A 23,877-nucleotide genomic window follows, 5' to 3' on the forward strand; every position below is an offset into this window, starting at 1 on the left:
GCGGCCGGGGTGCGGAGGCAAGCATGCAAATTCTGTTAGCCAATCCTCGTGGGTTTTGTGCCGGTGTTGACCGGGCCATTACCATTGTTGAGCGGGCGCTGGACATTTTTGAGCCGCCCATTTATGTGCGCCACGAGGTGGTGCATAACAAATACGTGGTGAATTCGCTAAAACAGGCGGGTGCGGTATTTGTCGAAGAACTGGATGAAGTGCCGGACGATGCCATCGTTATTTTCAGTGCTCATGGTGTTTCACAGGCGGTGCGAAAAAATGCCAAAGATCGCGGCCTGAAAGTTTTTGATGCCACCTGTCCGCTGGTCACTAAGGTGCATATGGAAGTCACCCGCGCCAGCCGCAAAGGTCACGAGTGTGTATTGATCGGTCATGCCGGCCACCCGGAAGTCGAGGGGACCATGGGCCAGTATGCCAACCCGGCCGGCGGAATCTACCTGGTTGAGTCGCCGGCAGACGTTGCCGCGCTGCAGGTTAAGGATGCCGATAATCTGCACTACATGAGCCAGACCACCTTATCAGTGGATGATACTGCTGATGTGATCACCGCGTTACGGGATAAATTTCCGAATATTGACGGCCCCCGTAAAGACGATATCTGTTATGCCACCCAAAACCGGCAGGATGCGGTACGGGAGCTGGCCAGCGAAGCCGAGCTGATGTTAGTGGTCGGGGCCAGCAACAGTTCAAACTCAAACCGCTTGCGCGAGCTGTCGGAAAAAATGGGTACGCCGGCTTATTTAATTGACGATGCGGACTGCATTGATCGCAGTTGGTTTGATGGCGTTCAGCGGGTTGCGGTAACCGCCGGCGCTTCGGCCCCGGAAGTGCTGGTGCAGGCTGTTATCGAACGTTTGCGCGAGTGGGGCGGCGACACCGTCAGTGAGCGCGACGGCCGGGCCGAAAACATCACCTTTTCTATTCCACCGGATCTCCGCCCGCAGTAATCACGGCCTCTGGCTGCTGCCGATGCAGCCAGAAATCCAGCGCGTAGGGCTCAGCTGTCAGGGTTAAATGTGCCTGTTGCGGGTCGACAGAGCTTAACTGCCAGTCGATCTGCTGGTGCTGGGCGCTTGGCTCGCCACGCTGCCACTGCCGTTCGATATCCGCTTTCAGTAACCACATCTGCTCCAGTAACAGCGCTTTTTGCTGCACTTTTGCCTGCCCGGACAACGCCAGCTGCAGTGTGTACAGACTGGCCGGCAGCCACAGCGCCAAAATAGCGGAAGCTACCAGTACCTCCAGCAGCGAAAAGCCGCTACTGCATCGATAGCGCGGCATCATGGGCCTGCTGGTTAAGATGGAAGTTACGCTGTGCCTGCTGCTGCATCTGCAGCCAGAGTTGATGTTGTCTGGCCTGCAGGGCCTGAGTTTGTAACAGCAGTGCCGCCAGAGACAACGAACTGAGGCCGGTCAGGGTAACCACCACCAGTAACACCACCATACCGCTACTGTGCACTTTCATTGTCCGGGCTGCTCGCTGAGTACGAGCTCGCGGTAAAAACTGTGGTAATTTTTCGCTTTCGGGCTTTTCATCAGCAGCGTCAGGCTCAGCGTATGCAGCTGCTGACCGGCTGACTCTAGCTGCATGTGCAGCGATTTAACGGCAAGCGAGCTATAGTGGCTGAGTGACTGCCAGCCATAAGTCGGGCAATAGGGCGCCAGGGTGTGGCGCTGTAACTGACGGTCTTTAACCCGGTAGGCAATTAACCGGCCATTGCGTTGCGGCAGTAAAAAGCACTCCGTGGTTAATTCAGCCTGCTGCGGCAGCGTTTCGCTGATGTCGGCCAGCAACTGTTCCAACAGGGACTGCGCGCTCAGCAGGGTCGTGCTGACCGACTGGCTCTGCTGTTGTTTACCTTGCTGCCATACCCAGACCTGCTGCAGCGCGCCGATGACCATTAAGCCCAGCGACGCGGCGATGACCAGCTCGAGTAAACTGGCGCCCTGCTGGCGGCCTAACATGATGATAGCCCGGCTAGCGGCTGGCCGGCCGACTGGCAGCTGCGGATACGACCAAGGCCGCTAATAATAATCTTTACCGCCAGCTGCGGGCTTTGCAGCTGCAGGCTGCCGGCGCGGGCATAACCTCGTTGGCCGTCAAAAACCAGCGCTGCCGAAGGGCTATAATTATGACTGAACTGCCAGCCGGCGCGTGAGTCAACCGTTAGCGACGGTTGGCGGGCAAGCTCATCCAGCGCTACGGTTATCTGCCGATTATCGGCCATCGCCCGGGTTTTGTTTTGCTGCAGCACCAGTAACCAGCTGTGCATTAACGTCTGCATCTGCACCCGCTCGATGGTTTGCTGCAAGCCCGGCATACCCGAACCCACTAATACTGCCATCATCGTTAACGCAATCAGCAATTCCAGTAAGCTAAAACCCATAAGGCCCCCCTTAAATAGCGATTAAAAGCCTTACTTTAGTGCAAAGCCGGGTCGGCAGCGCCGGCTCAAATCGGATTCTGGCCGACGACTTTGGCGCTTTTAAGCAGCAACCCGGGCATTGAAGCGGATAATTAACGGCGGCTGCAGTTAATAAGTGGCACGCATCTTGAATAAACTGGCCAGGATTCAAATTTTTGGCGCATGGGAAGATGTATGGCGAGTGGTGCTGAAAGGCTTAACAGCTTTAAAAACTTTGCACAGACAAACTCTTATCTGATTAAAGGGTTTGGTACACCGCTGGCGGTGATGGCGATTCTTTCACTGGTGGTGTTACCGATTCCACCGTTGGCACTCGATATCTTGTTTTCGTTCTCGATAACCCTTTCCTTAGTGGTCATGCTGGTTGCGGTTTATACCCAAAGACCACTGGATTTTGCGGCGTTTCCGACGGTTTTGCTTATTGCGACTGTACTGCGTTTGTCGCTTAATGTCGCGTCTACGCGTATTGTTCTTCTGAACGGTCATAATGGCCCCGGCGCCGCCGGTAGCGTGATTGAATCCTTCGGTAGCGTGGTAATTGGTGGTAACTACACCGTCGGTCTGGTGGTCTTTGCGATCTTGGTTATTATCAACTTTATCGTTATCACCAAAGGTGCCGGCCGTATCTCGGAAGTAACCGCACGTTTTACCCTGGATGCCATGCCGGGTAAACAAATGGCGATTGATGCTGACTTAAACGCCGGCTTGATTAACCAGGAAGAAGCGAAAACCCGACGCAGTGATGTCACCCGTGAGGCCGATTTTTACGGTTCCATGGACGGTGCCAGTAAATTTGTTAAAGGCGATGCCATCGCCGGTATCCTGATTTTGCTGATCAACATCGTCGGTGGTTTTTTAATTGGCATGATCCAGCACAACCTCAGCTTTGGCGAAGCCATCGAGGTGTATACCCTGTTAACCATCGGTGATGGTCTGGTAGCGCAGATTCCGGCGTTGCTGTTATCCGTTGCCACTGCCATTATTATCACCCGCGAAAATGACACCAAGGATATGGGTGATGCGGTTGTATTCCAACTAGTCGATAATCCCAAAGTAATGGTCATCGCCAGCGCTGTATTATTTGCTATGGGTGTTATTCCCGGAATGCCTCATTTCGCTTTCCTGAGCATGTCAGCAATGTTAGCCGGCGCTGCCTACTTTAAACTGAAACGCCGCAGCGCCCAGGAGGGCGAGCTGGTCGAGCAGGAAGAACAGGAGCAGCAACAGCAGCAGACCCAAAAAGAGCTCAGCTGGGATGATGTGCGCCATGTTGACACCCTGGGGCTGGAAGTTGGCTACCGTTTAATTCCGCTGGTGGATAAATCACAGGGCGGTGAGCTGCTGTCGCGTATTAAAGGGGTGCGTAAGAAACAGTCGCAGGAGTTTGGTTTTCTGGTGCCGGCCGTGCATATCCGTGACAATCTGGACCTTGGCCCCAACAGCTACCGCATTACCATGATGGGTGTGACTATGGGAGAGGCCGAAATCCGCCACGACTGGGAACTGGCAATTAACCCAGGTCAGGTGTTTGGTGAACTGGACGGTGAAAAAACCACCGACCCGGCCTTTGGCTTAGAAGCCATCTGGATCCGCCCGGAGCAACGCGAGCACGCGCAGACGCTGGGCTATACAGTAGTAGATGCGGCCACGGTGGTGGCCACTCACCTCAGTCAGATAGTCACTAATCATGCATCGCAGTTACTTGGTCATGAAGAAGCACAGGAGCTGCTGGACCGCCTGTCGCGCAGTCATCCGAAACTGGTCGAGGGGCTGGTACCTGATTTATTGTCGCTGGGCAACTTTGTCAAAGTGCTGCAAAACCTGCTGGAAGAAGGCATTGCCATCCGTGATATGCGCACTATTGTGCAAACGCTGGTGGAGTATGCCGGACGCAGTCAAGATCCTGACGTATTAACCGCTGCCGTGCGCATCGCACTGCGTCGTTTAATTGTGCAGGATATCGCGGAGGGCGCGCCGGAACTGCCCGTTGTCACTTTGGCACCAGAGTTGGAACAAATGTTGCATCAGTCACTGCAGGCCGCCGGTAGTGACGGAAATCAGCAGGGCGCGGGCATCGAACCCGGACTTGCAGAACGTATCCAGCACTCACTGCGCGACGTACATCAGCAACAGGAAATGAACGGGGAACCGTCGGTGTTGCTGACATCGGGATTATTACGCGCCACCATGGCACGTTTTGCACGCCACGCCACTGACGGCATGCGTGTTCTGAGTTATCAGGAAATCCCCGATGACAAACAAATTAGAATCGTCAGTTCGATCGGGGGTCAACAGCCTGTCGAACAAACCAGTTAGGTCGGGAGTCGCTTGTGAAAATGAAACGTTTTTTTGCCGAAGATATGCGTCGTGCACTGCTGCAGGTAAAAGAAACCCTGGGTCCGGACGCGGTAATCATGTCCAACAAAAAAGTAAACGGTGGCATTGAGATTGTCGCCGCCGTCGACCCCGACGCGACCAACGTAGGTCGCGCCCCTGACGCGACAGAACAGCACCCCAACGTAGGTCGCGTCCCTGACGCGACGAAACAGCAGCCCAACGTAGGTCGCGTCCCTGACGCGACGAAACAGCAGCCCAACGTAGGTCGCGTCCCTGACGCGACAGAACAACAGCCGCCAGCCAACTCACTAGCCGAATTACTGCAACGTCAAAATGACCCAGGCCAACAGCCGGTGGCGAGCGAAGCAAACCAACAAACAGCCTGGGCGGAGCCCAAAACAGCCGCCCCGCAGGCACAGCCAGCCGAACCCGAAATCCCCGAGCACGTCTCCGGCGGCAGTGCCAGAGAAATTGCTGAACTTAAAGCACAGATACGCGGCGTCAAAGACTTACTGCAACACCAGTTAAGCGGCTTAATGAAGCAGGAAATCGAACGCGAAGAACCGATTCGTGCGATGCTGACCAAGCGCCTGATGGGGATGGGATTAAGCCAGCGTATCGCCGACCAGATTGCCTGTTTTATTCCCGAAGGCGGCGATGATGAAGGCAGCTGGGAAGAGTGCCTACAGTTACTGGAAGGCCAGCTGAGCACTACCGCTGACGATATTTTGACACGTGGCGGCGCCGTCGCCCTGGTCGGCCCGACCGGGGTGGGTAAAACCACAACTATTGCTAAACTGGCGGCTCGCTATGCGCAACGTCACGGTACCGACAGTGTGGCATTGATCACCACTGATACCTTCCGTATCGGAGCCAGTGAACAATTACAAACTTACGGCCGTATTATTGGCTGTCCGGTTAAAGTGGCTAATAACGCCAAAGAGCTGGCCGATGCGCTGCTGAGCCTGCGCGATAAGTCCTTAATTTTGATTGATACGGCGGGTATGGGCCAGCGCGACAAGCGCCTGAGCGAACAGTTATCGACCCTGCTGCAAAACAGCCGTCTGCGCATTCGTCCTTATCTGGTGCTGTCGGCAACCTCACAGACCCGGGTACTTAACGATACGGTAAAGCAGTTTAAGACGTTACCGCTGAGTGGCTGTATTTTTACCAAACTGGACGAATGCCTGAGTTTGGGCGAACCTATTAGTGTCGCCATCGAACAGGGCCTGGCAGTCAGTTACCTGACCAATGGTCAGCAGGTGCCGGAAGATCTTCGCCCGGCCGAAACTCATTATCTGGTCAATGAGGCCGAACGGTTGTACGATAAGAGCCTGAGTTCAACGATGTCAGAGATGCCAGAATCTAACTGGCAGGCAAGTCTTTAAACAGCAATTGGCACACGCAGTAAGAGTAAGGCGCACATGGACCAAGCAAGTGGCTTAAGAAGAATGAAACAGTCAAAGATAAAAGTAATTGCAGTGACCGGTGGCAAAGGCGGGGTGGGTAAAACCAATGTCTCGCTGAATATGGCCATTGGCATGGCTCAGCAGGGTAAGCGTGTACTGGTTCTGGATGCTGATTTAGGACTGGCCAACGTTGACGTGATGCTGGGCCTGCGGGTGCAAAAAAACCTGTCTCATGTGCTTAACGGGCAAGCCTCTTTGCGCGAAATTCTGGTAGAAGGCCCGGGTGGTATTAAGATAGTACCGGCCACCTCAGGTACCCGTTCGATGGTGGAGCTAACCGAAACCGAACACGCCAGTCTGATTCGTGCCTTTAGTGATTTACAGGGTGAATTTGATGTCCTGATTGTCGACACCGCAGCGGGTATCGGTAATACCGTTGTCAGTTTTGCCCGCGCCTCGCAGGATGTCATTCTGGTAGTCTGTGACGAGCCCACCTCAATTACCGATGCTTATGCGCTAATGAAAGTGCTCAGCCGCGATCAGGGTGTGTTTAAGTTCAAAGTAGTGGCTAACATGGTGCGCAACTTGCGCGAAGGTCAAGTTTTGTTCAATAAGTTGACCAAAGTCACGGACCGTTTCCTTGATGTTGCGATAGAATTGGCGGCGATAATCCCTTACGATGAAAATTTACGCCTGGCTGTCAGAAAGCAAAAGGCGATGGTCATGGCACACCCTAAATCACCGGCATCTCTGGCGATTAAGGCACTGGCTAAAAAGGCTCTCGACTGGCCCGTGCCGGCTCAGGCAGGTGGTCACATGGAATTTTTTCTTGAACAATTAATCAACTCTGCCGATAACAAAAAGCAGGACGTTGCGAATGAATAAAGCCGCGGTATACAGTGCCCATGCCGATAACCGGCAGGCAATTATTGAAAAGCACACCGGCCTGGTAAAACGGATTGCCCATCACATGATGGCGAGACTGCCGGCTAGCGTGCAAATTGATGATTTAATTCAATCAGGTATGATTGGACTACTGGAAGCGGCACGTAATTTTGACAACAGCAAAGGGGCCAGCTTTGAAACCTTTGCCGGTATTCGCATTCGTGGTGCTATGCTGGACGAAATTCGCCGTGGCGACTGGGCTCCGCGTTCCGTCCATCGTAATCACCGGCGTGTGCTGGAAGCTATCCGTCAGGTCGAAAACGAGATTGGCCGCGATGCTAAAGATACGGAAGTCGCCGAACGGCTGGAAATATCGCTGGACGAATACCATGGGATTTTGCGCGATGTGAATTCGGGGCGCATCATTGGTATTGAGGATCTGGGGGTTTCCGAGGACGTGTTGGTACCCGAACAGGTAACCGGCGGCCATTACGAGCCGCAACGGGACGTTGAGAATGCTGCCTTTCACCAGGCACTGGCGCAAACGATTTCTTCGTTACCTGAGCGAGAAGCTTTAGTGTTATCATTGTACTATGATGAAGAGTTAAACTTAAAAGAGATCGGCGAAGTGCTGAGTGTCAGCGAGTCGCGGGTCAGTCAAATTCATAGTCAGGCTATGCTGCGTCTTAAATCAAGAATGCAAAACTGGGTTGACTAACTTGTAGTAATCGAGAGCCTCAGTGGAGGGTGCTTTGGATAAAAATATGAAAATTCTTGTTGTTGATGATTTTTCGACAATGAGACGTATCATTAAAAACTTGTTGCGTGACCTGGGTTTTACCAATATCCAGGAAGCCGACGACGGGACCACGGCGTTACCCATGTTGCATCAGGGCGACTTTGATTTTGTCGTCACCGACTGGAATATGCCGGGCATGCAGGGTATTGACCTGCTAAAAGAAATTCGTAAAGACGATGATTTAAAGCATTTGCCCGTATTGATGGTAACCGCTGAAGCTAAGCGCGAGCAGATTATTCAGGCGGCGCAGGCCGGCGTCAATGGTTACATTGTTAAACCATTCACTGCTGCAACGCTGAAAGAAAAGCTTGAGAAAATCTTCGAACGGATCAGTTAAGGGGCGATGCCTAAGATGCCTGAGCAAGCCCATAACATCTCACTAGAGCAAGCACGCGAACTGGTCAGTCTGCTTGAAGCAGGTGACCACGAAAAAGCCAATGAAAAACTGGACGAAGTCTTTGACCGGCGTAACGATAAGTTGTTCACTTCAGTCGGACAACTAACTCGTGACCTCCACGACGCGCTGCAGGACTTTCAGCTGGACCCCCGTATTGTGCAACTGACCGAAGATGAGCTGCCCGACGCCCAAAATCGGTTACAGTACGTAATAGAAAAAACCGAAGACGCGGCTAACCGCACCATGGATGCAGTCGAAGCCTGTTTGCCGATGGCTGATGATATGCACGCTAAAATTGATGAAGTGATGCCACAGTGGCGCAAGCTGATGGATAACGACATCGAGCTGGCAGAATTTAAGCAGCTGTGCCATGGCGTCGATAACGTACTGAACGTTTGTGCTCACAATATGCCGCAAATTCATGGACTGATGACCGAAGTGCTGATGGCGCAGGATTATCAGGACATTACCGGGCAGGTGATTCGCCGCGTGATCACTTTGGTGCAGGATGTTGAGAAAAATCTGCTGGAGATGTTAAAGCTATTTGGTGACGAACTAAAAGAAGAAGCCAAAAAGCAGGCGCCGGCAGAAGATAAAGGCAAAGCAGAAGGGCCGGTTATCGACGCCGACAAGCGCGATGACGTGGTATCCGGTCAGGATGACGTCGATGACTTACTGTCCAGTTTAGGATTCTAGGAGCAGCAATCGCATGAGCTTTGAGATGGATGAAGATATTCTTCAGGATTTTTTGATAGAAGCCGGGGAGATCCTTGAGCAGCTATCGGAACAGCTTGTCGAGCTGGAAAACGATCCTGAAAATTCGGATTTGCTGAACGCAATTTTTCGCGGTTTCCACACCGTAAAAGGCGGCGCCGGATTTTTGAATGTACACGCCCTGGTTGACACCTGTCATGGTGCCGAAAACGTTTTTGATACCTTGCGTAACCACCAGCGCAGCGTTTCCTCTGAGCTCATGGATGTGATCCTGCAGGCGCTGGACACCATCAACGTGCAGTTTGCTCAGTTACAGGCTCGCGAAGAACCCGAAGCCGCCGATGACGAATTACTGCAGGCGCTGCACAAGCTCAGCGAACCCGAGTCGGAGGACGAGGGTAGCGCACAATCTGAGCAGCAATCAGAACCCGAGCCAGAACCCGAACCAGAACCAAAACCTGCCGCTGACGGCGATGACAAAAGCGATGCCGACAGTATTGACGAAATTCAGGAAGATGAATTTGAGGCCTTACTGGATGAGCTGCACGGCAAAGGTCAGGCACCTAACAAAGCCAGCAGCGGTAGTGGTAAGTCAGATAAAGCAGCAGACGATGAAATCAGTGACGATGAGTTTGAAGCACTGCTGGATGACTTACATGGCGAGGGTAAAGCACCGACCAGTGCTGAAAAGCAGCAGCAGGAACAAAAGAAAAATGCTGCGAAAAGCAACGACGACGAAATAACCGACGACGAATTTGAATCACTGCTGGATGAATTGCACGGCCAGGGCAAAGCCCCGACTCCGACTAACGGGGACAAGCAAAAACAGCCGGCTAAAGCGGCAGCAGACAAGCCTAAGCCGGAAGCCAAGCCGAAGGCAGAAGCTAAACCCAAAGCAGAAACCAAACCTCAGCCAGATAAAGCCGATAAACCGGCGGCTAAGAAGACCGCTACACCGCCACCGCCGCCGGCAGAGACTACTGTCCGGGTCGATACCAAGCGGCTGGATGATATTATGAATATGGTCGGCGAGCTGGTGCTGGTGCGCAACCGTCTGCTGAGCCTGAGTAACAGTGAGGAAGGCAAAGGCGATGAAATGGGCAAAGCCATTTCTAACCTGGATGTCGTCACGGGTGACTTACAGGGCGCGGTGATGAAAACCCGGATGCAGCCGATTAAGAAAGTTTTCGGTCGCTTCCCGCGGGTCGTGCGCGACTTGGCCCGCACACTGAAAAAAGAAATTGCGCTGGAAATGCACGGCGAAGATACCGATCTGGATAAAAACCTGGTCGAAGCACTGGCCGATCCGCTGGTGCATTTGGTCCGCAACTCCGTTGACCATGGTATCGAAATGCCGGAAGAACGGGTGGCTAAGGGTAAACCGCGCCAGGGTACCATTACCTTATCGGCGTCGCAGGAAGGTGACCATATTATGCTGTCGATTAAAGACGACGGCGCCGGTATGGATGCAGAAAAATTGAAATCAATCGCGATAAAGCGCGGTGTGCTGGATGAAGACAGCGCCGCGCGTATGAGCGATGAAGATGCCTACAATTTGATTTTCGCCGCTGGTTTTTCAACCAAAGAGCAGGTGTCTGAGGTATCGGGCCGTGGCGTGGGCATGGACGTAGTAAAAACCAAAATCAGTCAACTTAACGGCAGCGTCAAAATTAAGTCCGAACAGGGCAAAGGTACTGAGCTGTTAATAAAAGTGCCGTTGACGCTGGCGATATTGCCAACCCTGATGGTTGAAATTAAGGATCAGACCTTTGCATTACCACTGACAGTGGTCAGCGAAATTATCGATCTGGATATGGAAAAAACCAACACTGTTGACGGTCAGTTAACCTTAATTGTACGAAACCGCGCTATCCCGTTATTCTTTTTGGAGCACTGGCTGTCGCGCAATCCGGACCGTGCAAGCCGTAACGAAAACGGTCATGTGGTGGTGGTACAAATTGGTAATCAGCAGGTTGGCTTTGTGGTCGATGCACTGATTGGCCAGGAAGAAGTGGTTATTAAACCGCTGGATAAGTTATTGCAGGGAACACCGGGCATGGCAGGTGCCACGATAACCAGTGATGGCGGTATTGCGTTGATCATTGACGTGCCCAGCATGCTCAAGTATTACGCAAAACGTTAACGGGCAAACAAGCTGATGACAGTACGAGTGCTGGTGGTAGACGACTCGGCGTTTTTCCGCCGCCGGGTCACTGAAATCCTCGAACAGAATAGCCGCATCGAAGTAATCGGTACGGCTAATGACGGCCGCGAAGCGGTCGACAAAGCTAAATCACTGCGCCCCGGTGTTATCACCATGGACATTGAAATGCCGGTTATGAATGGCATTGATGCGGTGAAAGAAATCATGGCCTCTGCGCCGTGTCCAATTTTGATGTTCAGCTCGCTGACCCACGAAGGCGCATCGGCCACCCTTAACGCACTTGAGGCGGGCGCCGCAGATTTTTTACCGAAAAAATTCGAAGACATTGCCCGCAACCGCGATGAAGCGGTAAAAATGCTGCAGGATCGGGTCATTGCCATAGGCCAGGATTCGCCCCGCGGCGCTCCACCGGCACGCAGCCCGCGGCAACCTGAACCGCGGCCTTCGGCACGCACCAGCAGCAGCCCCCGAACCCCGCTGGGGGACAGCAACAAAGGCGCCGGCCGCGAAACGGCAATGGACCGTATTCGTCAGCGCGCCAGTGAAAGGCAGAGTGCGCGCGAACAGGCCCGTGAGCAACAAAAAACCAGCGAGCCGCGGCGACAGCCTGAGCCGGCTAGTCCGGCACTGGCCAGCACCGGCAGCTTAACGGTTAACCGCAATTACCAGATACTGGCAATCGGCACCTCAACCGGTGGTCCTGTCGCACTGCAAAAAATTCTGACTCAGCTGCCGGCAGACTTTCCTTATCCGATTGTTATGGTCCAGCATATGCCGGCGGCCTTTACCAAGGCCTTTGCCCAGCGCCTGGATGGTTTGAGCAAAATCAGGGTTAAAGAAGCAGAAGACGGTGATGTACTTAAGCCGGGCTGGGCTTATCTGGCGCCGGGTGGACAGCAAATGATGGTTGACGGCCGTGCTAATCAGGCCCGTCTGCGGGTACGCGAAGACAATAGCGGGCGAATCACCTATAAGCCCAGTGTGGATGTGGCTTTCGCCAGTCTGTCTAAGGTATTCGGCGGTAAAGTGCTGGGTCTGATTTTAACCGGAATGGGCGCGGATGGTCGTGAAGGTGCGCGCATGCTGCAACAGCAGGGCGCTACTATCTGGGCTCAGGATGAAGCCAGCTGCGTGGTTTACGGAATGCCTCACGCAGTTGCCGAAGCCGGTATTTCGTCTCGCAGCATCAGCTTAAATGAGATGACAAACGCAGTACTAAAAGAGGTGGGGTACCGCTGAACATGATGGTCTGGAGCATTGCCAACCAAAAAGGTGGCGTTGGAAAAACCACCACCACTGTGGCCCTGGCCGGATTACTGGCGGAGCGGCAGCAACGGGTGCTGTGCATTGATATGGATCCCCACGCATCACTGACCTTTTATCTGGGCTTTGACTCAGAAGAGGTGCCGACCAGTGTCTACGACATCTTTATGCTGGATAAACAGCCCAGCCGCGAGCAGGTTAAACAAAGTATCATCCCCAGCGAAGTGGACAACCTGCACCTGATGCCGGCCACCATGGCACTTGCGACGCTGGACCGCAAGCTCGGCAGCCAGGGTGGTATGGGGCTGGTATTGAAACGTGCGTTGGCAAGCATTGCTGATGATTACGATTACGTGCTGATTGACGTGCCGCCGGTATTAGGTGTGCTGATGATCAATGCTTTAGCCTGCTGTCAACGGGTATTAATTCCGGTGCAGACAGAGTTCCTGGCCCTTAAGGGGCTGGAGCGGATGATGCGCACTTTGACATTAATTCAGAAGTCACGCCGCCAAGATTACCAGTATACCATTATCCCGACGCTGTATGATAAACGCACACGGGCCTCGCTGGATACCTTTAAAAAGTTGGTTGAGCGCTACGACGATGCGGTATGGAACGGCATGATCCCCATTGATACCAAGTTTCGTGATGCCAGCAACGAGCAGTTACCGCCGTCGCTGTATGCGCCAAAATCACGGGGCGTGCTGGCCTATCAATCGCTGTTGACGCACTTACAGCAACTGGCCGGGCAGGAGAGCGCATGAGCGAGCACAACGATAAAGCGATGATGGAATACCTGAATGCGCTGCTGGAAGAAGAGCACAAACCCGTTGCTGACTTTGACCCTGAACCTATCCAGCGCTTACTGAGTTCGGCCACTGTTGCGCCCGCCATCAGCCAGCCGCAGCCCGACCCCGTAACCGAAATTACGCAAGTAACGCCGGTAACAGAAACCACTGAAGTTGAAGAAGCAGCCGCAGTGACCGAGCCGGAAATTGCGGTCGAGACAGAAACGCCACCGCAGCCTGAGCCGGAACCGGAGCCGGAACTGACAACAGAACCGGAAGCCGTTAGTGATGCCATGGCTGAATACCAGAGCGATGATTTTCAGGCGCTGTTTTTCCGTGTCGCCGGTCTGACCCTGGCGGTGCCACTGAAAAGTCTGGGCGGTATTCATACCTTAAGTAAAATCAGCCCGATTTTTGGCAAGCCAAAGTGGTTTAAAGGCATAATGACCGAACGTGATGAAAAATTACAAGTGGTTGATACAGCGCGCTGGGTGATGCCGGAAAAATTGACCCCACAGCTGGAAGAGCGTATCAATTACCAGTACCTTATTACCTTAAATGAGAGCCCCTGGGGCCTGCTTTGCGAAGAGCTGGTTGACAGTGAGCCGTTGCAGCCTGATGCTGTTCAGTGGCGCCGTGGCGTAAACCGAAAGCGGCCCTGGCTGGCGGGCGTTGTGCGTCAGCACATGTGCGCATTGCTGGATGTTAACGCATTGATTACACTGCTAGATAATGGTTTAGGACATATCCAGTCCGAACCCTCAGAAAAACCGGAGTGAGAGCATGACGACGGAAAACCGTAATTTGAATAAAAAACACGAAGCCGAAAGCAACGATGAGGTGCTGCAGTGGGTCACTTTTCATCTGGAACAGGAAACTTACGGCATAAACGTGATGCAGGTACAGGAAGTTCTGCGCTATAACGAAATTGCTCCGGTACCGGGTGCACCCAGCTATGTATTGGGTATCATCAACTTACGCGGCAACGTAGTAACCGTTATTGATACCCGCTTGCGCTTTGGCCTGCCACAGGCTGAAGTCACTGACAGTACCCGTATTGTTATCATCGAGTCAGAGAAGCAGGTCATCGGTATTTTGGTTGATAGTGTCGCCGAGGTGGTTTACCTGAAAAAATCCGAAATTGATACGGCTCCTAATGTCGGCACCGAAGAAAGCTCGCGCTTTATTCAGGGCGTCAGCAACCGCGAAGATGAGCTGTTAATTCTGGTCGACCTGGACAAGATGCTGACCGATGAGGAGTGGGACGAAATATCCCGCCTGAGTTAGTCACATGCTGTCACTGTCGTTGACTGTCGCCGTCCTGGCTCTGATACTGGCGGTATTAGCTCTGACCGCCGTTATCATCACCTCACGCCGGCAAACACAACTGCTGGAACGGCAGCAACAACGGCTGATGATGTTAACCGAAACCACCAGCGAATGGCTGGCAGTTAAAAAGCAACTGGATAAGCAGAACGACTTTGCCCAGACCGAACAGCTGCAGCAAAGCCTGGAATTAAGCCTTAAACAGCAGCTGGACCAGCGAAGTGAGCAGCTGCTGCAGCAAGTTGAGCAGCTGGCTCAGCAGCAACAGGCGCTGCAACAAAAACTGCAGCAGGTTTCCGAACAGGACCCCGGCGCCAAACTTTACCAGCGGGCGGCAAAACTGATTGCCGATGGCGCCACTATCGACGAAGTGATGCAGGAATGTGAACTGCCCCGCGCCGAAGCGGAACTGATTGCGGCCATGCGCCGCCAATAAACCCGCCGCTACTCCCGGGCTTTTGTGCTACTCCCAGGAACTGGGAAAACGCCCGTCCAGCAGATAAGCAAAAGCAATAAGCTCAGCGATAATAATGTACAGCTCACGTGGGATTTCTTCGCCGACATTCAGCCGCGCCAGTGAGTCAGACAATAAAGGATCTTCGTGCACCAGTACGCCGTGCTCTTTAGCCACCGCAATGATCTCTTCGGCCAGATCATCGAAGCCTTTTGCCACCACCTGGGGCGCGTTCACGCCGTCGTAGGACAGACCAATCGCTTGTTTTTGCTGCTGACTCATACGGTCACCCGAATAATTCCGCTTTGCTGTTGGGCCAGTGTATCCGGCACTTTGCCTTGTTGCACTGATAAGTTCAGATTGCCGACCTGCAGCTCCTCAAAGCGCTGCTGTAAGCGGCCCAGTTGCTGCTGCAGCTTAATTTGCGCCGGCTCGGACTGGGTATAAAAATCGACCCGGCTACCGGCCGCGTGATAACGGCCTTTAACCAATAAAGGCCCAAGCAGCTGGGTATCAAAACGCAGAGTAAACAGCCAGACACTGCGACCTTCGTCTTGCCCGGCGGCGCCTTCCGGTTCACGCCGGATCAGCAATTCATGCTGTTGCTCCGGGTTTTCTGCCGAGGCCGGCAACAGTACATAGTATTCCGGCTGAGCTGGCGCGCTGTCTGCCAGCCGTGCCTGGCTTACCTGAGCATTGTTTACGGCTGCCGTAAACAGCTGCATCAGGCGTTGCAGAGTAGCCCCCGGCAGTTGCTGCAGCGCCTGATTAATGCGCTCGCGCACCTCAGCGCTGAAGGTTGCTTCTGCCCCTTGTCGCGGCGCCGGCCGCAACAACTGATCCAGTAACGCTTGGGTTAAATTATTTAAGCTGCTTTGCGGCGCGCTGGCCTGCGCTGCGGTTGTACTGCCCTCTGCGCGCGGCTGCTGCAGAGCGAAACTCAGCAGCATCATCAGCATTTTTCCTAAACCGCCCATCTGTTGTTGATTGTTGGCAGACACTGGTTTGGCCGCAAACCAGTCGTTCAGCCACTGTTTAAGTTGCTGTGGCTGTTGCATTCCCTCGCTGGTCGGCAGCTGTTGCTGAACCGCCTGCAGTACCCTGGCCAGAGCCTGTTGCGGTGGTTGCGCCGGCTGGCTGTTGATCTGTTGGGTCAGTGCCTGACGCAGCTGCGCGGGTGGCATCTGCTGCAAAAGGATGCGGGGCGGCAGGCGGTTGCTGACATCCTGCAACGGTGGGTTACCGGGCCTGGCGGTTACAGCCCCTGAGGCGGCGGCGGCCGGCTGCCGGGCCGAAGCCACCAGCGTTTGCTGCAGCGCTCTGGGCAACTGGCTTAGTGGCAATTCAAGGTTAACGGCCTTGCCGGCATTGGCTGGTACCGGAGTCAGCTGCAGGATAAAACGCTGCGCATTGTCGGCAGGTTTAACAGCCATCTGTGTGTTGGCCGCAGCCAATTGCAGGGTCTGTACCTGCCGCACCTGCGCAGGTGTCAGTGTTAGCTGAATTGGCTGAGTGGAGCTGCCCGGCGCGCCGGCTTTTGCCTGGCTGCCGGCAACAGCAACCGTCAGCTGCAAATGGGCGGCCGGGCTTTGCTGATTAGCCGAGCCGCCGGCAGCGCTTTTCAGGTTCAGCAGCACCTCTGTCGGCGGCAGCTTTGCCAGGCGTGCCAGCAGTTGCTGTGCGTCACCCGGCGAGCGCGTTCCGGCCTGGGTTAACAGCTGCTGTAATAACTGATTTAGCTCCATAACTGTCCTTGTGTTTCGTACCGCTTTACGTGGTTTTTTTACCGGCAATTGTGGTAAACTTAGACTTCATTTTGCGGTTTTACGTTAAGGTTCAGACCCCCTGATGACCGAGAGTTTGAGAAGCAGTACCACACCACTATTACATGCTGATGGGGTAAGCTCAATTCGCAGTGGCCGGGTTTTGTTCCGGCAGCTGCAGTTGTCGGTCTGGCCGACTCAGCTCTGGCAGGTCAGCGGTGCCAATGGAGCGGGTAAATCGACCCTGTTGCGGATGCTCGCGGGGCTATTGCAGCCCAGCTCCGGGCAGGTGCTGTTTCAGGGACAAAAACTACAGCAGGTGCGCAGCTTTTATCACCAGCAACTGCTTTATATTGGCCATAAAGCGGCGGTAAAGCCAGAGCTCAGTGCGCTGGAAAACGTTTACTGGCAGCGGCGGCTGGCCGGCGATACCGGTGCCCGTCAGCTTCAGGATGCCGACTGGGATGTGCTGGAACAGCTGGGATTACTGGGTATGGAAGAAGAACTGACAGGGCGTTTATCGGCCGGTCAGCAACGCCGCGTTGCCTTAACGCGCTTGTGGTGCAGCAGCGCCACGCTGTGGATCCTGGATGAACCTTTTACTTCGCTGGACGTCGAAGGCGTGGCGTTACTGCAGCAGCGGTTTAAGCAGCACCTGAGCGCCGGCGGTTGTATTATTATGACCTCTCATCAGGCCCTGAATATGCCGGATTTGCCGCTGCAACAGTTATCTTTGCTGCCGGCCCCCCTTGAGGTAACGGAATAATGAATGCCCGTCAGTTGTGGCTCGCGGTGCTGAGCAAAGATCTGCGAATTGCGGGCCGGCGCCGCTCAGATGCGTTTAATCCACTCATTTTTCTGCTGATGGTAGTGACCTTATTCCCGTTGGGTGTGGGCCCCGGGCCGGACATCCTGGCCCGTATAGCACCCGGTATTATCTGGGTTGCGGCTCTGCTGGCCACCTTGCTGGGACTGGATCGGTTATTTAAGGACGACTACAACGACGGCACTCTGGAGCAGTTGTGTCTGTTGCCACAACCGCTGGCCTTTACCCTGACGGCCAAAGTGGCCGCGCACTGGCTGCTCAGTGGTCTGCCGTTAGTCATTTTATCACCGCTGCTGGCGATGTTACTGAACTTGCCGCCGGCGGCCTGGCCGACACTGGCACTCAGCCTGTTGCTCGGCACCCCGGCATTGAGTGCCCTGGGCGCTATAGGTGCGGCACTGACGCTGCAGTTACAGCGTGGCGGTTCGCTGGTTAGCTTGATATTATTGCCGTTATTTATTCCCTTGCTGATTTTTGCCACCGCCGCAGTCGAAAGTGCCGGTATGGGCATGGCCGTGCAAGGTCAATTGGCCATTTTGGCCGCGATTTCCGTATTAACGGTAACCCTGGCGCCGCTGGCAATAGCGGCCGCTGTCAGAATGAGTATGAATTAATATGTGGCGATGGTTACACCCTTACGCAAAACCTGAAGCAACCTATCGGTTGGTGGATAAATTATTACCCTGGTTTGCTGCCTTGACGGTTATCAGTCTGACCGTTGGCATGGTCTGGGGGCTGGCGTTTGCGCCCACGGACTATCAGCAGGGCGATAGCTACCGGATTATTTACATTCACGTGCCGGCGGCCATTTTTTCAATGGGCGCTTATGCCGGGATGGCGATCATGGGGCTGATTGCCCTGGTCTGGCAGATAAAAACTGCGGAGTGGTCGATTCCGGCTATAGCACCGGTAGGGGCGGCATTAACCGCGATTGCGCTGTTTACCGGCGCTATCTGGGGCAAACCCATGTGGGGCATTTGGTGGGTCTGGGATGCCCGGCTTACCTCGCAGCTAATCCTGCTGTTTTTATACATTGGTGTGCTGGCGCTGTACTACGCCTTTGAAGATGTCCGCACCGGCGCCAAGGCGGCTTCGATTCTGGCCATTGTCGGCGTAGTGAATCTGCCGATCATTCACTTTTCGGTGGAGTGGTGGAATACCCTGCATCAGGGCGCCACCATTACTAAATTTGAGAAACCCTCTATCGCCACCAGTATGCTCTGGCCGCTGCTGGTCAGCCTGCTGGGTTTTTTACTGTTGACCATCAGCCTGGTGATGATGCGCTTTAAAAACGAATTATTGCGTCATGAACTGCACCGGCCGTGGGCCCAGAAGGAGTTAAACAATGGCGTTTGACAGTTTCAGTGACTTTGTGCAGATGGGGGGCTACGGCTTTTACGTGTGGCTGTCCTTTTTTTTAACCTTTTTAGTGATTGCCGTACTGGCACTGGATGCCGCCATCGGGCGTCGCCGGCTGCAGCGACAAAGCCAGGCACTGCAGCGCCGCAAAGCGCGTCTGGAAAAACGGCAACAACAGCCAGTTAAGAGGGTAGAGCAATGAATCCACGCAGAAAGCAACGTTTAACCTGGGTGCTGGTGCTGGTGGTTGGCGTATCGGTTGCCATAGGGCTGATGCTGTATGCCATGAGCCAGAGTATCAATTTATTTTATACCCCCAGCGACTTTGAACAGGTGGAAGAGGGCAAACAGCCACCGACGGTCGGCCAGCGGATGCGGGTTGGCGGTATGGTGGTCGAAGGCTCGGTGCAGCGTAATCGCGATACCCTGGAAGTTTCCTTTAACATCACCGACACCGGGCCACAGCTGACGGTCTTGTATCAAGGCATTTTACCGGATCTGTTCCGCGAAGGTCAGGGCATCGTTGCCCAGGGCGAATTGATTGAACCACGGGTTCTTAAAGCCAGCGAAGTCTTAGCCAAACACGACGAAGAATATATGCCGCCGGAACTGGCGGAAAAAATGAAAGGCATTAAACACGTTAACCCTAACGATCCCGTTGCTGATTCTGACGACAGCAGCAATGGCACCAGCAGCGGCAGTGGAGACTACCAATGATTGCAGAAGCAGGGCACCTGAGTATCGCCATTGCACTGGCATTTTCCGTATTGCTGGCCGGTTATGCGTTGTACGGCGCCTGGCGCGGTCACGGTGGCATTATGTCTTACGCCAGGCCACTGGCTTTGGGGCAGTTTTTATTTACCGCCATTGCCTTTGCGTTGTTGGTGGCGGCTTTTGTTATCAATGATTTTTCGATTGCCTATGTCGCCGCTAATTCCAATACCCAGCTGCCGGTGCATTACCGTGTTACTGCGGTCTGGGGTGCGCACGAAGGCTCGTTTTTATTATGGATGCTGATGCAGTCCGGCTGGATTGGCGCAGTGGCACTGTTTTCGCGCTCAATTCCGTTGCCGATGGTTGCCCGTGTGCTCGGCATTCTGGGCCTGATCAGCATCGGTTTTTATCTGTTTATGCTGAGCGTCTCTAACCCCTTTGACCGCAGCTTGCCGATGATCCCGGTGGATGGCCGGGACCTGAATCCTTTATTGCAGGATCCGGGCATGATCATTCATCCGCCGCTGCTGTACATGGGTTATGTTGGTTTTTCGGTGGCTTTTGCTTTTGCCATTGCCGCGCTGGTGTCTGGTAAGCTGGATGCCGCCTGGGCGCGCTGGTCGCGGCCCTGGACCCTGGCAGCCTGGATCTTTCTGACCCTGGGTATCGCCATTGGCAGCTGGTGGGCTTATTACGAGCTGGGCTGGGGCGGCTGGTGGTTCTGGGATCCGGTAGAAAACGCATCCTTTATGCCGTGGCTGGTCGGTACTGCGCTTATTCACTCGCTGGCAGTAACCGAAAAACGCGGTACTTTTAAGTCCTGGACCGTATTGCTGGCGATCTTAGCCTTCAGCCTCAGCCTTCTGGGCACCTTCCTGGTCCGCTCGGGTGTGCTGGTTTCGGTGCATGCTTTTGCCTCGGATCCGACCCGCGGCCTGTTTATCCTGGTGCTGCTTGCCATCGTTATCGGCGGCTCGCTGGTACTGTATGGCATGCGTGCCGCGCAAATGCAGGGCTACAGCCGCTATGAGCTGTTTTCCCGCGAAGTCATGTTATTAGGCAATAACGTGTTGCTGATGGCCGCTATGGTGGTGGTGTTGCTGGGTACCCTGTTACCCCTGGTGCATAAAGAGCTGGGCATGGGCAGTATCTCGATTGGCGAACCCTTCTTTAACGAACTCTACGCTTATCTGGTGGTGCCGTTTGCCTTACTGGTCGGCATCGGGCCGATGATGCGCTGGCGTCGGCAGCCATTGCAGCCGCTGTTAAAACCGCTGGCCTTATGTTTGTCGCTGGCGCTGCTGCTGACCTATGTCCTGCCGCAGATTTGGGCCGATGAATTGCCACTGTGGGCCGCCATCGGGCTGTTTTTAGGCCTGTGGGTGGCGCTGGCAACGGTAACCGAGCTGCAGCAGACCCTTAAACAACGCAAAAAAGGATTAGCCGGGCTGCGCAATATTCCCGCCAGTCACTGGGGTATGGCGCTGGGCCACATTGGCTTCGCCGTCCTGCTGATTGGTGTGGCGCTGGTTTCTCACTACGAAAGCGAACGCGATGTCGCCCTGGCTCCGGGACAAACCGTGTCGGTCAGTGGTTACGAGCTGACCTTTGTCGAGCTGCGCGATGTGGAGGGACCCAATTACGATGCTAATGAGGGGGTCTTTCAGCTGAGTAAAGACGGAGAGCAGGTTACTGAAGTTATCAGTGAAAAGCGCTTTTACCGGGTGCAGCGCATGAGCATGACCGAAGTGGGCCTGGACAGTGGCCTGATGCGCGACTTGTACATTGCCATGGGCGAGCCGCTGAGCGATGAAACCGGTGACCAGCAGCGCTGGGCCATTCGTTTTTACATCAAGCCTTTTGTCCGCTGGATTTGGCTGGGGGCTATTATCATGGCCATTGGTGGCGCTTTTGCTATGGCCGATAAGCGTTACCGCAAAAGCAAATTCAGGGAGCAGACGGCATGAGAAAAAGCGAACAGCAAGGCGCGCAAAACCGCTGGTGGGTATTATTTGCTCCGCTGATTGTGTTCATTGGTCTGCTGCTGTTTTTATTAAAAGGCCTGAGTAGTGATCCCAGCGAGCTGGAATCGGTGTTGATTGACGATCCGGTGCCGCAATTTAGCGCGGTTGATTTGTTTAATGATGACATCCATTACAGCGAGGAAGTGCTGCAACAGGGCCCGCTGCTGATGAATGTCTGGGCCACCTGGTGCCCGACCTGCCGTGCCGAGCATGAGTATTTAAATCAGCTGGCCGCTGAGGGCATTCCCATTGTCGGCTTAAACTATCGCGACGATTCACGGGCCAAAGCCATCGACTGGCTGAATACCCTGGGAGACCCCTACATTGCCAATATTTACGATCCCGAAGGCGATATCGCTTTTGAATTTGGTGTTTACGGTGCACCGGAGACGTATTTTATCGATGCCGAGGGTAAAATTCGCTATCGCCATGTCGGTGATGTAAACGAACGGAACTGGCAAAATCAGTTGCAGCAAATCTATCAGCAAATGCAGCAGGAGGCGGGCTCATGAAGCATGGAATAACACCCTTAACGATTTTGCTTGCCCTGTTGCTGGCTATCGGCAGCGCCAGTGTGGCAGCGCAGCAGGTTACCTACGATGGCTATGAGTTTAGTAATCCGCAGCAATATCAGCGCTATAAGCAGTTAACCGAAGAGCTGCGCTGCCCCAAGTGCCAGAACCAGAACATTGCCGATTCGAATGCGCCACTGGCTGAAGATATGCGTGAGCGCACTTATCAAATGGTGCTGGATGGCAAAAGCAATGAGCAAATTATCCAGTTTATGGTGGCGCGCTACGGCAACTTCGCCCATTACCGGCCACCCTTTAATCCGTTTACAGCCATTTTATGGCTGGCGCCGCTACTGATTGCACTACTGGGTATCGTTATTGCTGTGCGGACCTCACGCAAGCGCAAGCAGCCGGTGGTTCTTAGCGAGCAGGAGCGGGAACAGTTGCAGCAGTTAACTAAGAGGTCGCGTAATGATTAAATTATTGCTCATTTTGGCCGCACTGTTAGTGGTGGCGATCATCATTGTGCTGCTGGCACGTCGGTTACAAAGCCGGGAAATCATCGAGCGCGACAGTGAGAATCAACAGTGGTATCAACAACGCCTGCAGGAGCTGCAGGACGATAAGGCTCAGCAGCGCATTAACGACGAAGATTATCAGTACGCAAAAGCTGAACTGGACAAAACCTTTGTTAATGACAGTCGCGATATCGAGGCCAATATTACCTGGCAATCCAGCCGACCCTGGCTGGCTATTATACTGCTACTGGTGATGTCCGTTGGCCTGTATGCAGCGTTTGGCAGCTGGTCTTTGCAGCGCCAGGCCGATGAGGCGCGGCAGCGGCTGCCAGAGCTGGGCAAGACGGTTTTGCAGGAACAGCAGGCCGTTGATACCGCAACCTTAAATACTTTTGCACTTGGGCTGCGGCAAAAACTGCAACAGCAGGGCAATGACCCTATCGCCTGGTGGATTTATGCCGGCCTGATGAGCGATCTCAACCAGTTTGAGCAGGCAAACGAAGCGTTTGAGCGTTCACTGAAGCTGGATCCGGATCGGGTCGGGACCCTGGTCAGCTACGCCCGCTTTTTACTGCAAAGCGGCGGTCAGGAAAACCGCCAGCGTGCCGGTGGCCTGTTGGCCCGCGCGTTGCGAATAGAGCCGGACAATGTCGAAGCGGTATCGCTGAGTGGCTTTGTGGCTTTTGAAAGCGGTGATTATGAGCAGGCCATTGAGGCCTGGCAATACTTGTTGGCCCTGACGCCGGGCAGCAGCCAGCGACGCAGTGCCGTTGAGCAGGCAATTGCTGATGCTCAGGCGCGGCTTGAGGCCGAGCAGCAACAGCTGACGGTTACCGTGGATATCAGCCCCGAGCTACGCCAGGCGCTGCCCGCTAACAGCACCCTGTTTGTGTATGTGACGGCGGCGCAGGGTGCGCCGATGCCGGCGGCGGTAAAAAGGTTACCGGCGCTGGACTTTCCGCTGACAGTCACCTTAACTAATACTGATTCGATGCTGCCGGACTTGCGTTTAAGCTCGTTGGATAACTGGAAAGTGCAGGCGCGGGTTTCTCAGGATGACAAAATTGAACTGCAAAGCGGTGATCTAAAAGCGCAACCTGTGGTTATCAAAGCAGAAGAATCTGCGAGCGTTAATCTGCAGTTATCGCAGCAACACCCCTAAATTAAGGGGCTCTGGCAATAACAAA

Annotated in this window: 28 protein-coding genes; 22 read left to right on the forward strand and 6 right to left on the reverse strand. The window is 54.2% G+C overall.

What is annotated here, in order from left to right:
* The first annotated feature begins 23 nt into the window (after positions 1-23).
* The gene (gene ispH, locus LG288_RS03225; RefSeq protein ID WP_404401981.1) at positions 24-959 is read left to right on the forward strand and encodes a 4-hydroxy-3-methylbut-2-enyl diphosphate reductase; all 936 of its coding nucleotides are present in this window, start codon (positions 24-26) and stop codon (positions 957-959) included.
* Here ispH and LG288_RS03230 read toward each other — a convergent pair.
* Genes LG288_RS03230 through LG288_RS03245 form a run of 4 tightly spaced genes read right to left on the reverse strand, consistent with a single transcriptional unit; the run spans position 931 to position 2,399 of the window.
* Positions 931-1,296 (reverse strand): type II secretion system protein J, encoded by a 366-nt coding sequence (locus LG288_RS03230; RefSeq protein ID WP_404401983.1) that lies wholly within the window; start codon positions 1,294-1,296, stop codon positions 931-933. The two genes, ispH and LG288_RS03230, sit on opposite strands and share 29 nt — an antisense overlap.
* Positions 1,271-1,477: a Type II secretion pathway-like protein gene (locus LG288_RS03235; protein WP_404401985.1), complete on the reverse strand. Its 207-nt coding sequence runs from the start codon at positions 1,475-1,477 to the stop codon at positions 1,271-1,273. The genes LG288_RS03230 and LG288_RS03235 overlap by 26 nt, the downstream gene beginning before the upstream one ends.
* The gene (locus LG288_RS03240) at positions 1,474-1,977 is read right to left on the reverse strand and encodes a hypothetical protein (protein ID WP_404401987.1); all 504 of its coding nucleotides are present in this window, start codon (positions 1,975-1,977) and stop codon (positions 1,474-1,476) included. The genes LG288_RS03235 and LG288_RS03240 overlap by 4 nt, the downstream gene beginning before the upstream one ends.
* The gene (locus LG288_RS03245; RefSeq protein WP_404401989.1) at positions 1,971-2,399 is read right to left on the reverse strand and encodes a Tfp pilus assembly protein FimT/FimU; all 429 of its coding nucleotides are present in this window, start codon (positions 2,397-2,399) and stop codon (positions 1,971-1,973) included. The genes LG288_RS03240 and LG288_RS03245 overlap by 7 nt, the downstream gene beginning before the upstream one ends.
* A 213-nt stretch (positions 2,400-2,612) precedes the next feature.
* Here LG288_RS03245 and flhA point away from each other — a divergent pair, with 213 nt between their 5' ends.
* From flhA to LG288_RS03305, 12 genes are read left to right on the forward strand one after another with little or no spacing between them, the layout of a single operon-like run.
* Complete coding sequence (gene flhA / locus LG288_RS03250; RefSeq protein WP_404401991.1) at positions 2,613-4,754, forward strand: flagellar biosynthesis protein FlhA; 2,142 nt, start codon at positions 2,613-2,615, stop codon at positions 4,752-4,754.
* A 20-nt stretch (positions 4,755-4,774) separates the two neighbouring features.
* The gene (gene flhF / locus LG288_RS03255; RefSeq protein ID WP_404403018.1) at positions 4,775-6,163 is read left to right on the forward strand and encodes a flagellar biosynthesis protein FlhF; all 1,389 of its coding nucleotides are present in this window, start codon (positions 4,775-4,777) and stop codon (positions 6,161-6,163) included.
* A gap of 36 nt (positions 6,164-6,199) precedes the next feature.
* Positions 6,200-7,069 (forward strand): MinD/ParA family protein, encoded by an 870-nt coding sequence (locus LG288_RS03260; protein ID WP_404401993.1) that lies wholly within the window; start codon positions 6,200-6,202, stop codon positions 7,067-7,069.
* Complete coding sequence (locus LG288_RS03265; protein WP_404401995.1) at positions 7,062-7,787, forward strand: RNA polymerase sigma factor FliA; 726 nt, start codon at positions 7,062-7,064, stop codon at positions 7,785-7,787. The genes LG288_RS03260 and LG288_RS03265 overlap by 8 nt, the downstream gene beginning before the upstream one ends.
* A 34-nt stretch (positions 7,788-7,821) precedes the next feature.
* Positions 7,822-8,205, forward strand: coding sequence for a chemotaxis response regulator CheY (gene cheY / locus LG288_RS03270; protein ID WP_404401997.1), 384 nt, complete (start codon positions 7,822-7,824; stop codon positions 8,203-8,205).
* A gap of 15 nt (positions 8,206-8,220) precedes the next feature.
* A complete protein-coding gene (locus LG288_RS03275) occupies positions 8,221-8,961 on the forward strand; it encodes a protein phosphatase CheZ (RefSeq protein ID WP_404401999.1) in 741 nt (246 codons plus the stop codon).
* 13 nt (positions 8,962-8,974) lie between these two features.
* Positions 8,975-11,122: a chemotaxis protein CheW gene (locus LG288_RS03280; protein ID WP_404402001.1), complete on the forward strand. Its 2,148-nt coding sequence runs from the start codon at positions 8,975-8,977 to the stop codon at positions 11,120-11,122.
* Between the two features lie 15 nt (positions 11,123-11,137).
* Positions 11,138-12,382, forward strand: coding sequence for a chemotaxis-specific protein-glutamate methyltransferase CheB (gene cheB, locus LG288_RS03285; RefSeq protein ID WP_404402003.1), 1,245 nt, complete (start codon positions 11,138-11,140; stop codon positions 12,380-12,382).
* A 2-nt stretch (positions 12,383-12,384) separates the two neighbouring features.
* Entirely contained in the window at positions 12,385-13,170 is a 786-nt protein-coding gene (locus LG288_RS03290) for a ParA family protein (RefSeq protein WP_404402005.1), read from the forward strand.
* A complete protein-coding gene (locus LG288_RS03295; protein ID WP_404402007.1) occupies positions 13,167-13,973 on the forward strand; it encodes a chemotaxis protein CheW in 807 nt (268 codons plus the stop codon). The genes LG288_RS03290 and LG288_RS03295 overlap by 4 nt, the downstream gene beginning before the upstream one ends.
* Before the next feature lie 4 nt (positions 13,974-13,977).
* Positions 13,978-14,481, forward strand: coding sequence for a chemotaxis protein CheW (locus LG288_RS03300; RefSeq protein ID WP_404402009.1), 504 nt, complete (start codon positions 13,978-13,980; stop codon positions 14,479-14,481).
* 4 nt (positions 14,482-14,485) lie between these two features.
* Positions 14,486-14,956 (forward strand): DUF2802 domain-containing protein, encoded by a 471-nt coding sequence (locus tag LG288_RS03305; protein ID WP_404402011.1) that lies wholly within the window; start codon positions 14,486-14,488, stop codon positions 14,954-14,956.
* Positions 14,957-14,983: 27 nt separating this feature from the next.
* Here the strand turns inward: LG288_RS03305 and LG288_RS03310 are convergent, their stop codons facing one another.
* Entirely contained in the window at positions 14,984-15,256 is a 273-nt protein-coding gene (locus LG288_RS03310) for an EscU/YscU/HrcU family type III secretion system export apparatus switch protein (protein WP_404402013.1), read from the reverse strand.
* Positions 15,253-16,719 carry a hypothetical protein gene (locus LG288_RS03315; protein ID WP_404402015.1) on the reverse strand — a complete coding sequence of 489 codons (1,467 nt, stop codon included), beginning with the start codon at positions 16,717-16,719 and terminating at the stop codon, positions 15,253-15,255. The genes LG288_RS03310 and LG288_RS03315 overlap by 4 nt, the downstream gene beginning before the upstream one ends.
* Positions 16,720-16,822: 103 nt before the next feature.
* Here LG288_RS03315 and ccmA point away from each other — a divergent pair, with 103 nt between their 5' ends.
* The 9 genes from ccmA to ccmI are packed head-to-tail and all read left to right on the forward strand — an operon-like array spanning position 16,823 to position 23,852.
* Complete coding sequence (gene ccmA, locus LG288_RS03320; RefSeq protein WP_404402017.1) at positions 16,823-17,503, forward strand: cytochrome c biogenesis heme-transporting ATPase CcmA; 681 nt, start codon at positions 16,823-16,825, stop codon at positions 17,501-17,503.
* Positions 17,503-18,177, forward strand: a complete 675-nt coding sequence (gene ccmB / locus LG288_RS03325) for a heme exporter protein CcmB (RefSeq protein ID WP_404402019.1) — start codon at positions 17,503-17,505, stop codon at positions 18,175-18,177. Before ccmA ends, ccmB begins: the two co-directional genes overlap by 1 nt.
* A gap of 1 nt (position 18,178) precedes the next feature.
* Positions 18,179-18,919 (forward strand): heme ABC transporter permease, encoded by a 741-nt coding sequence (locus tag LG288_RS03330; protein ID WP_404402021.1) that lies wholly within the window; start codon positions 18,179-18,181, stop codon positions 18,917-18,919.
* Positions 18,909-19,124: a heme exporter protein CcmD gene (gene ccmD / locus LG288_RS03335; RefSeq protein ID WP_404402023.1), complete on the forward strand. Its 216-nt coding sequence runs from the start codon at positions 18,909-18,911 to the stop codon at positions 19,122-19,124. The genes LG288_RS03330 and ccmD overlap by 11 nt, the downstream gene beginning before the upstream one ends.
* Positions 19,121-19,639, forward strand: coding sequence for a cytochrome c maturation protein CcmE (gene ccmE, locus LG288_RS03340; RefSeq protein ID WP_404402025.1), 519 nt, complete (start codon positions 19,121-19,123; stop codon positions 19,637-19,639). Before ccmD ends, ccmE begins: the two co-directional genes overlap by 4 nt.
* Complete coding sequence (locus LG288_RS03345) at positions 19,636-21,603, forward strand: heme lyase CcmF/NrfE family subunit (RefSeq protein ID WP_404402027.1); 1,968 nt, start codon at positions 19,636-19,638, stop codon at positions 21,601-21,603. Before ccmE ends, LG288_RS03345 begins: the two co-directional genes overlap by 4 nt.
* Positions 21,600-22,172 carry a DsbE family thiol:disulfide interchange protein gene (locus LG288_RS03350; RefSeq protein ID WP_404402029.1) on the forward strand — a complete coding sequence of 191 codons (573 nt, stop codon included), beginning with the start codon at positions 21,600-21,602 and terminating at the stop codon, positions 22,170-22,172. Before LG288_RS03345 ends, LG288_RS03350 begins: the two co-directional genes overlap by 4 nt.
* Entirely contained in the window at positions 22,169-22,651 is a 483-nt protein-coding gene (locus LG288_RS03355) for a cytochrome c-type biogenesis protein CcmH (RefSeq protein WP_404402031.1), read from the forward strand. Before LG288_RS03350 ends, LG288_RS03355 begins: the two co-directional genes overlap by 4 nt.
* Positions 22,644-23,852, forward strand: a complete 1,209-nt coding sequence (gene ccmI / locus LG288_RS03360; protein WP_404402033.1) for a c-type cytochrome biogenesis protein CcmI — start codon at positions 22,644-22,646, stop codon at positions 23,850-23,852. The genes LG288_RS03355 and ccmI overlap by 8 nt, the downstream gene beginning before the upstream one ends.
* Positions 23,853-23,877: the final 25 nt, after the last annotated feature.

This window comes from Idiomarina seosinensis, assembly GCF_044797955.1.
Taxonomy (GTDB): Bacteria; Pseudomonadota; Gammaproteobacteria; order Enterobacterales; family Alteromonadaceae; genus Idiomarina; species Idiomarina seosinensis_A.

Coding starts and splice junctions, on each gene's coding strand:
- ispH (WP_404401981.1), top strand. CDS start 24: ATGCAAATTCTGTTAGCCAATCCTCGTGGGTTTTGTGCCGGTGTTGAC.
- LG288_RS03230 (WP_404401983.1), bottom strand. CDS start 1,296: ATGATGCCGCGCTATCGATGCAGTAGCGGCTTTTCGCTGCTGGAGGTA.
- LG288_RS03235 (WP_404401985.1), bottom strand. CDS start 1,477: ATGAAAGTGCACAGTAGCGGTATGGTGGTGTTACTGGTGGTGGTTACC.
- LG288_RS03240 (WP_404401987.1), bottom strand. CDS start 1,977: ATGTTAGGCCGCCAGCAGGGCGCCAGTTTACTCGAGCTGGTCATCGCC.
- LG288_RS03245 (WP_404401989.1), bottom strand. CDS start 2,399: ATGGGTTTTAGCTTACTGGAATTGCTGATTGCGTTAACGATGATGGCA.
- flhA (WP_404401991.1), top strand. CDS start 2,613: ATGGCGAGTGGTGCTGAAAGGCTTAACAGCTTTAAAAACTTTGCACAG.
- flhF (WP_404403018.1), top strand. CDS start 4,775: ATGAAACGTTTTTTTGCCGAAGATATGCGTCGTGCACTGCTGCAGGTA.
- LG288_RS03260 (WP_404401993.1), top strand. CDS start 6,200: ATGGACCAAGCAAGTGGCTTAAGAAGAATGAAACAGTCAAAGATAAAA.
- LG288_RS03265 (WP_404401995.1), top strand. CDS start 7,062: ATGAATAAAGCCGCGGTATACAGTGCCCATGCCGATAACCGGCAGGCA.
- LG288_RS03275 (WP_404401999.1), top strand. CDS start 8,221: ATGCCTGAGCAAGCCCATAACATCTCACTAGAGCAAGCACGCGAACTG.
- LG288_RS03280 (WP_404402001.1), top strand. CDS start 8,975: ATGAGCTTTGAGATGGATGAAGATATTCTTCAGGATTTTTTGATAGAA.
- cheB (WP_404402003.1), top strand. CDS start 11,138: ATGACAGTACGAGTGCTGGTGGTAGACGACTCGGCGTTTTTCCGCCGC.
- LG288_RS03290 (WP_404402005.1), top strand. CDS start 12,385: ATGATGGTCTGGAGCATTGCCAACCAAAAAGGTGGCGTTGGAAAAACC.
- LG288_RS03295 (WP_404402007.1), top strand. CDS start 13,167: ATGAGCGAGCACAACGATAAAGCGATGATGGAATACCTGAATGCGCTG.
- LG288_RS03300 (WP_404402009.1), top strand. CDS start 13,978: ATGACGACGGAAAACCGTAATTTGAATAAAAAACACGAAGCCGAAAGC.
- LG288_RS03305 (WP_404402011.1), top strand. CDS start 14,486: ATGCTGTCACTGTCGTTGACTGTCGCCGTCCTGGCTCTGATACTGGCG.
- LG288_RS03310 (WP_404402013.1), bottom strand. CDS start 15,256: ATGAGTCAGCAGCAAAAACAAGCGATTGGTCTGTCCTACGACGGCGTG.
- LG288_RS03315 (WP_404402015.1), bottom strand. CDS start 16,719: ATGGAGCTAAATCAGTTATTACAGCAGCTGTTAACCCAGGCCGGAACG.
- ccmA (WP_404402017.1), top strand. CDS start 16,823: ATGACCGAGAGTTTGAGAAGCAGTACCACACCACTATTACATGCTGAT.
- ccmB (WP_404402019.1), top strand. CDS start 17,503: ATGAATGCCCGTCAGTTGTGGCTCGCGGTGCTGAGCAAAGATCTGCGA.
- LG288_RS03330 (WP_404402021.1), top strand. CDS start 18,179: ATGTGGCGATGGTTACACCCTTACGCAAAACCTGAAGCAACCTATCGG.
- ccmD (WP_404402023.1), top strand. CDS start 18,909: ATGGCGTTTGACAGTTTCAGTGACTTTGTGCAGATGGGGGGCTACGGC.
- ccmE (WP_404402025.1), top strand. CDS start 19,121: ATGAATCCACGCAGAAAGCAACGTTTAACCTGGGTGCTGGTGCTGGTG.
- LG288_RS03345 (WP_404402027.1), top strand. CDS start 19,636: ATGATTGCAGAAGCAGGGCACCTGAGTATCGCCATTGCACTGGCATTT.
- LG288_RS03350 (WP_404402029.1), top strand. CDS start 21,600: ATGAGAAAAAGCGAACAGCAAGGCGCGCAAAACCGCTGGTGGGTATTA.
- LG288_RS03355 (WP_404402031.1), top strand. CDS start 22,169: ATGAAGCATGGAATAACACCCTTAACGATTTTGCTTGCCCTGTTGCTG.
- ccmI (WP_404402033.1), top strand. CDS start 22,644: ATGATTAAATTATTGCTCATTTTGGCCGCACTGTTAGTGGTGGCGATC.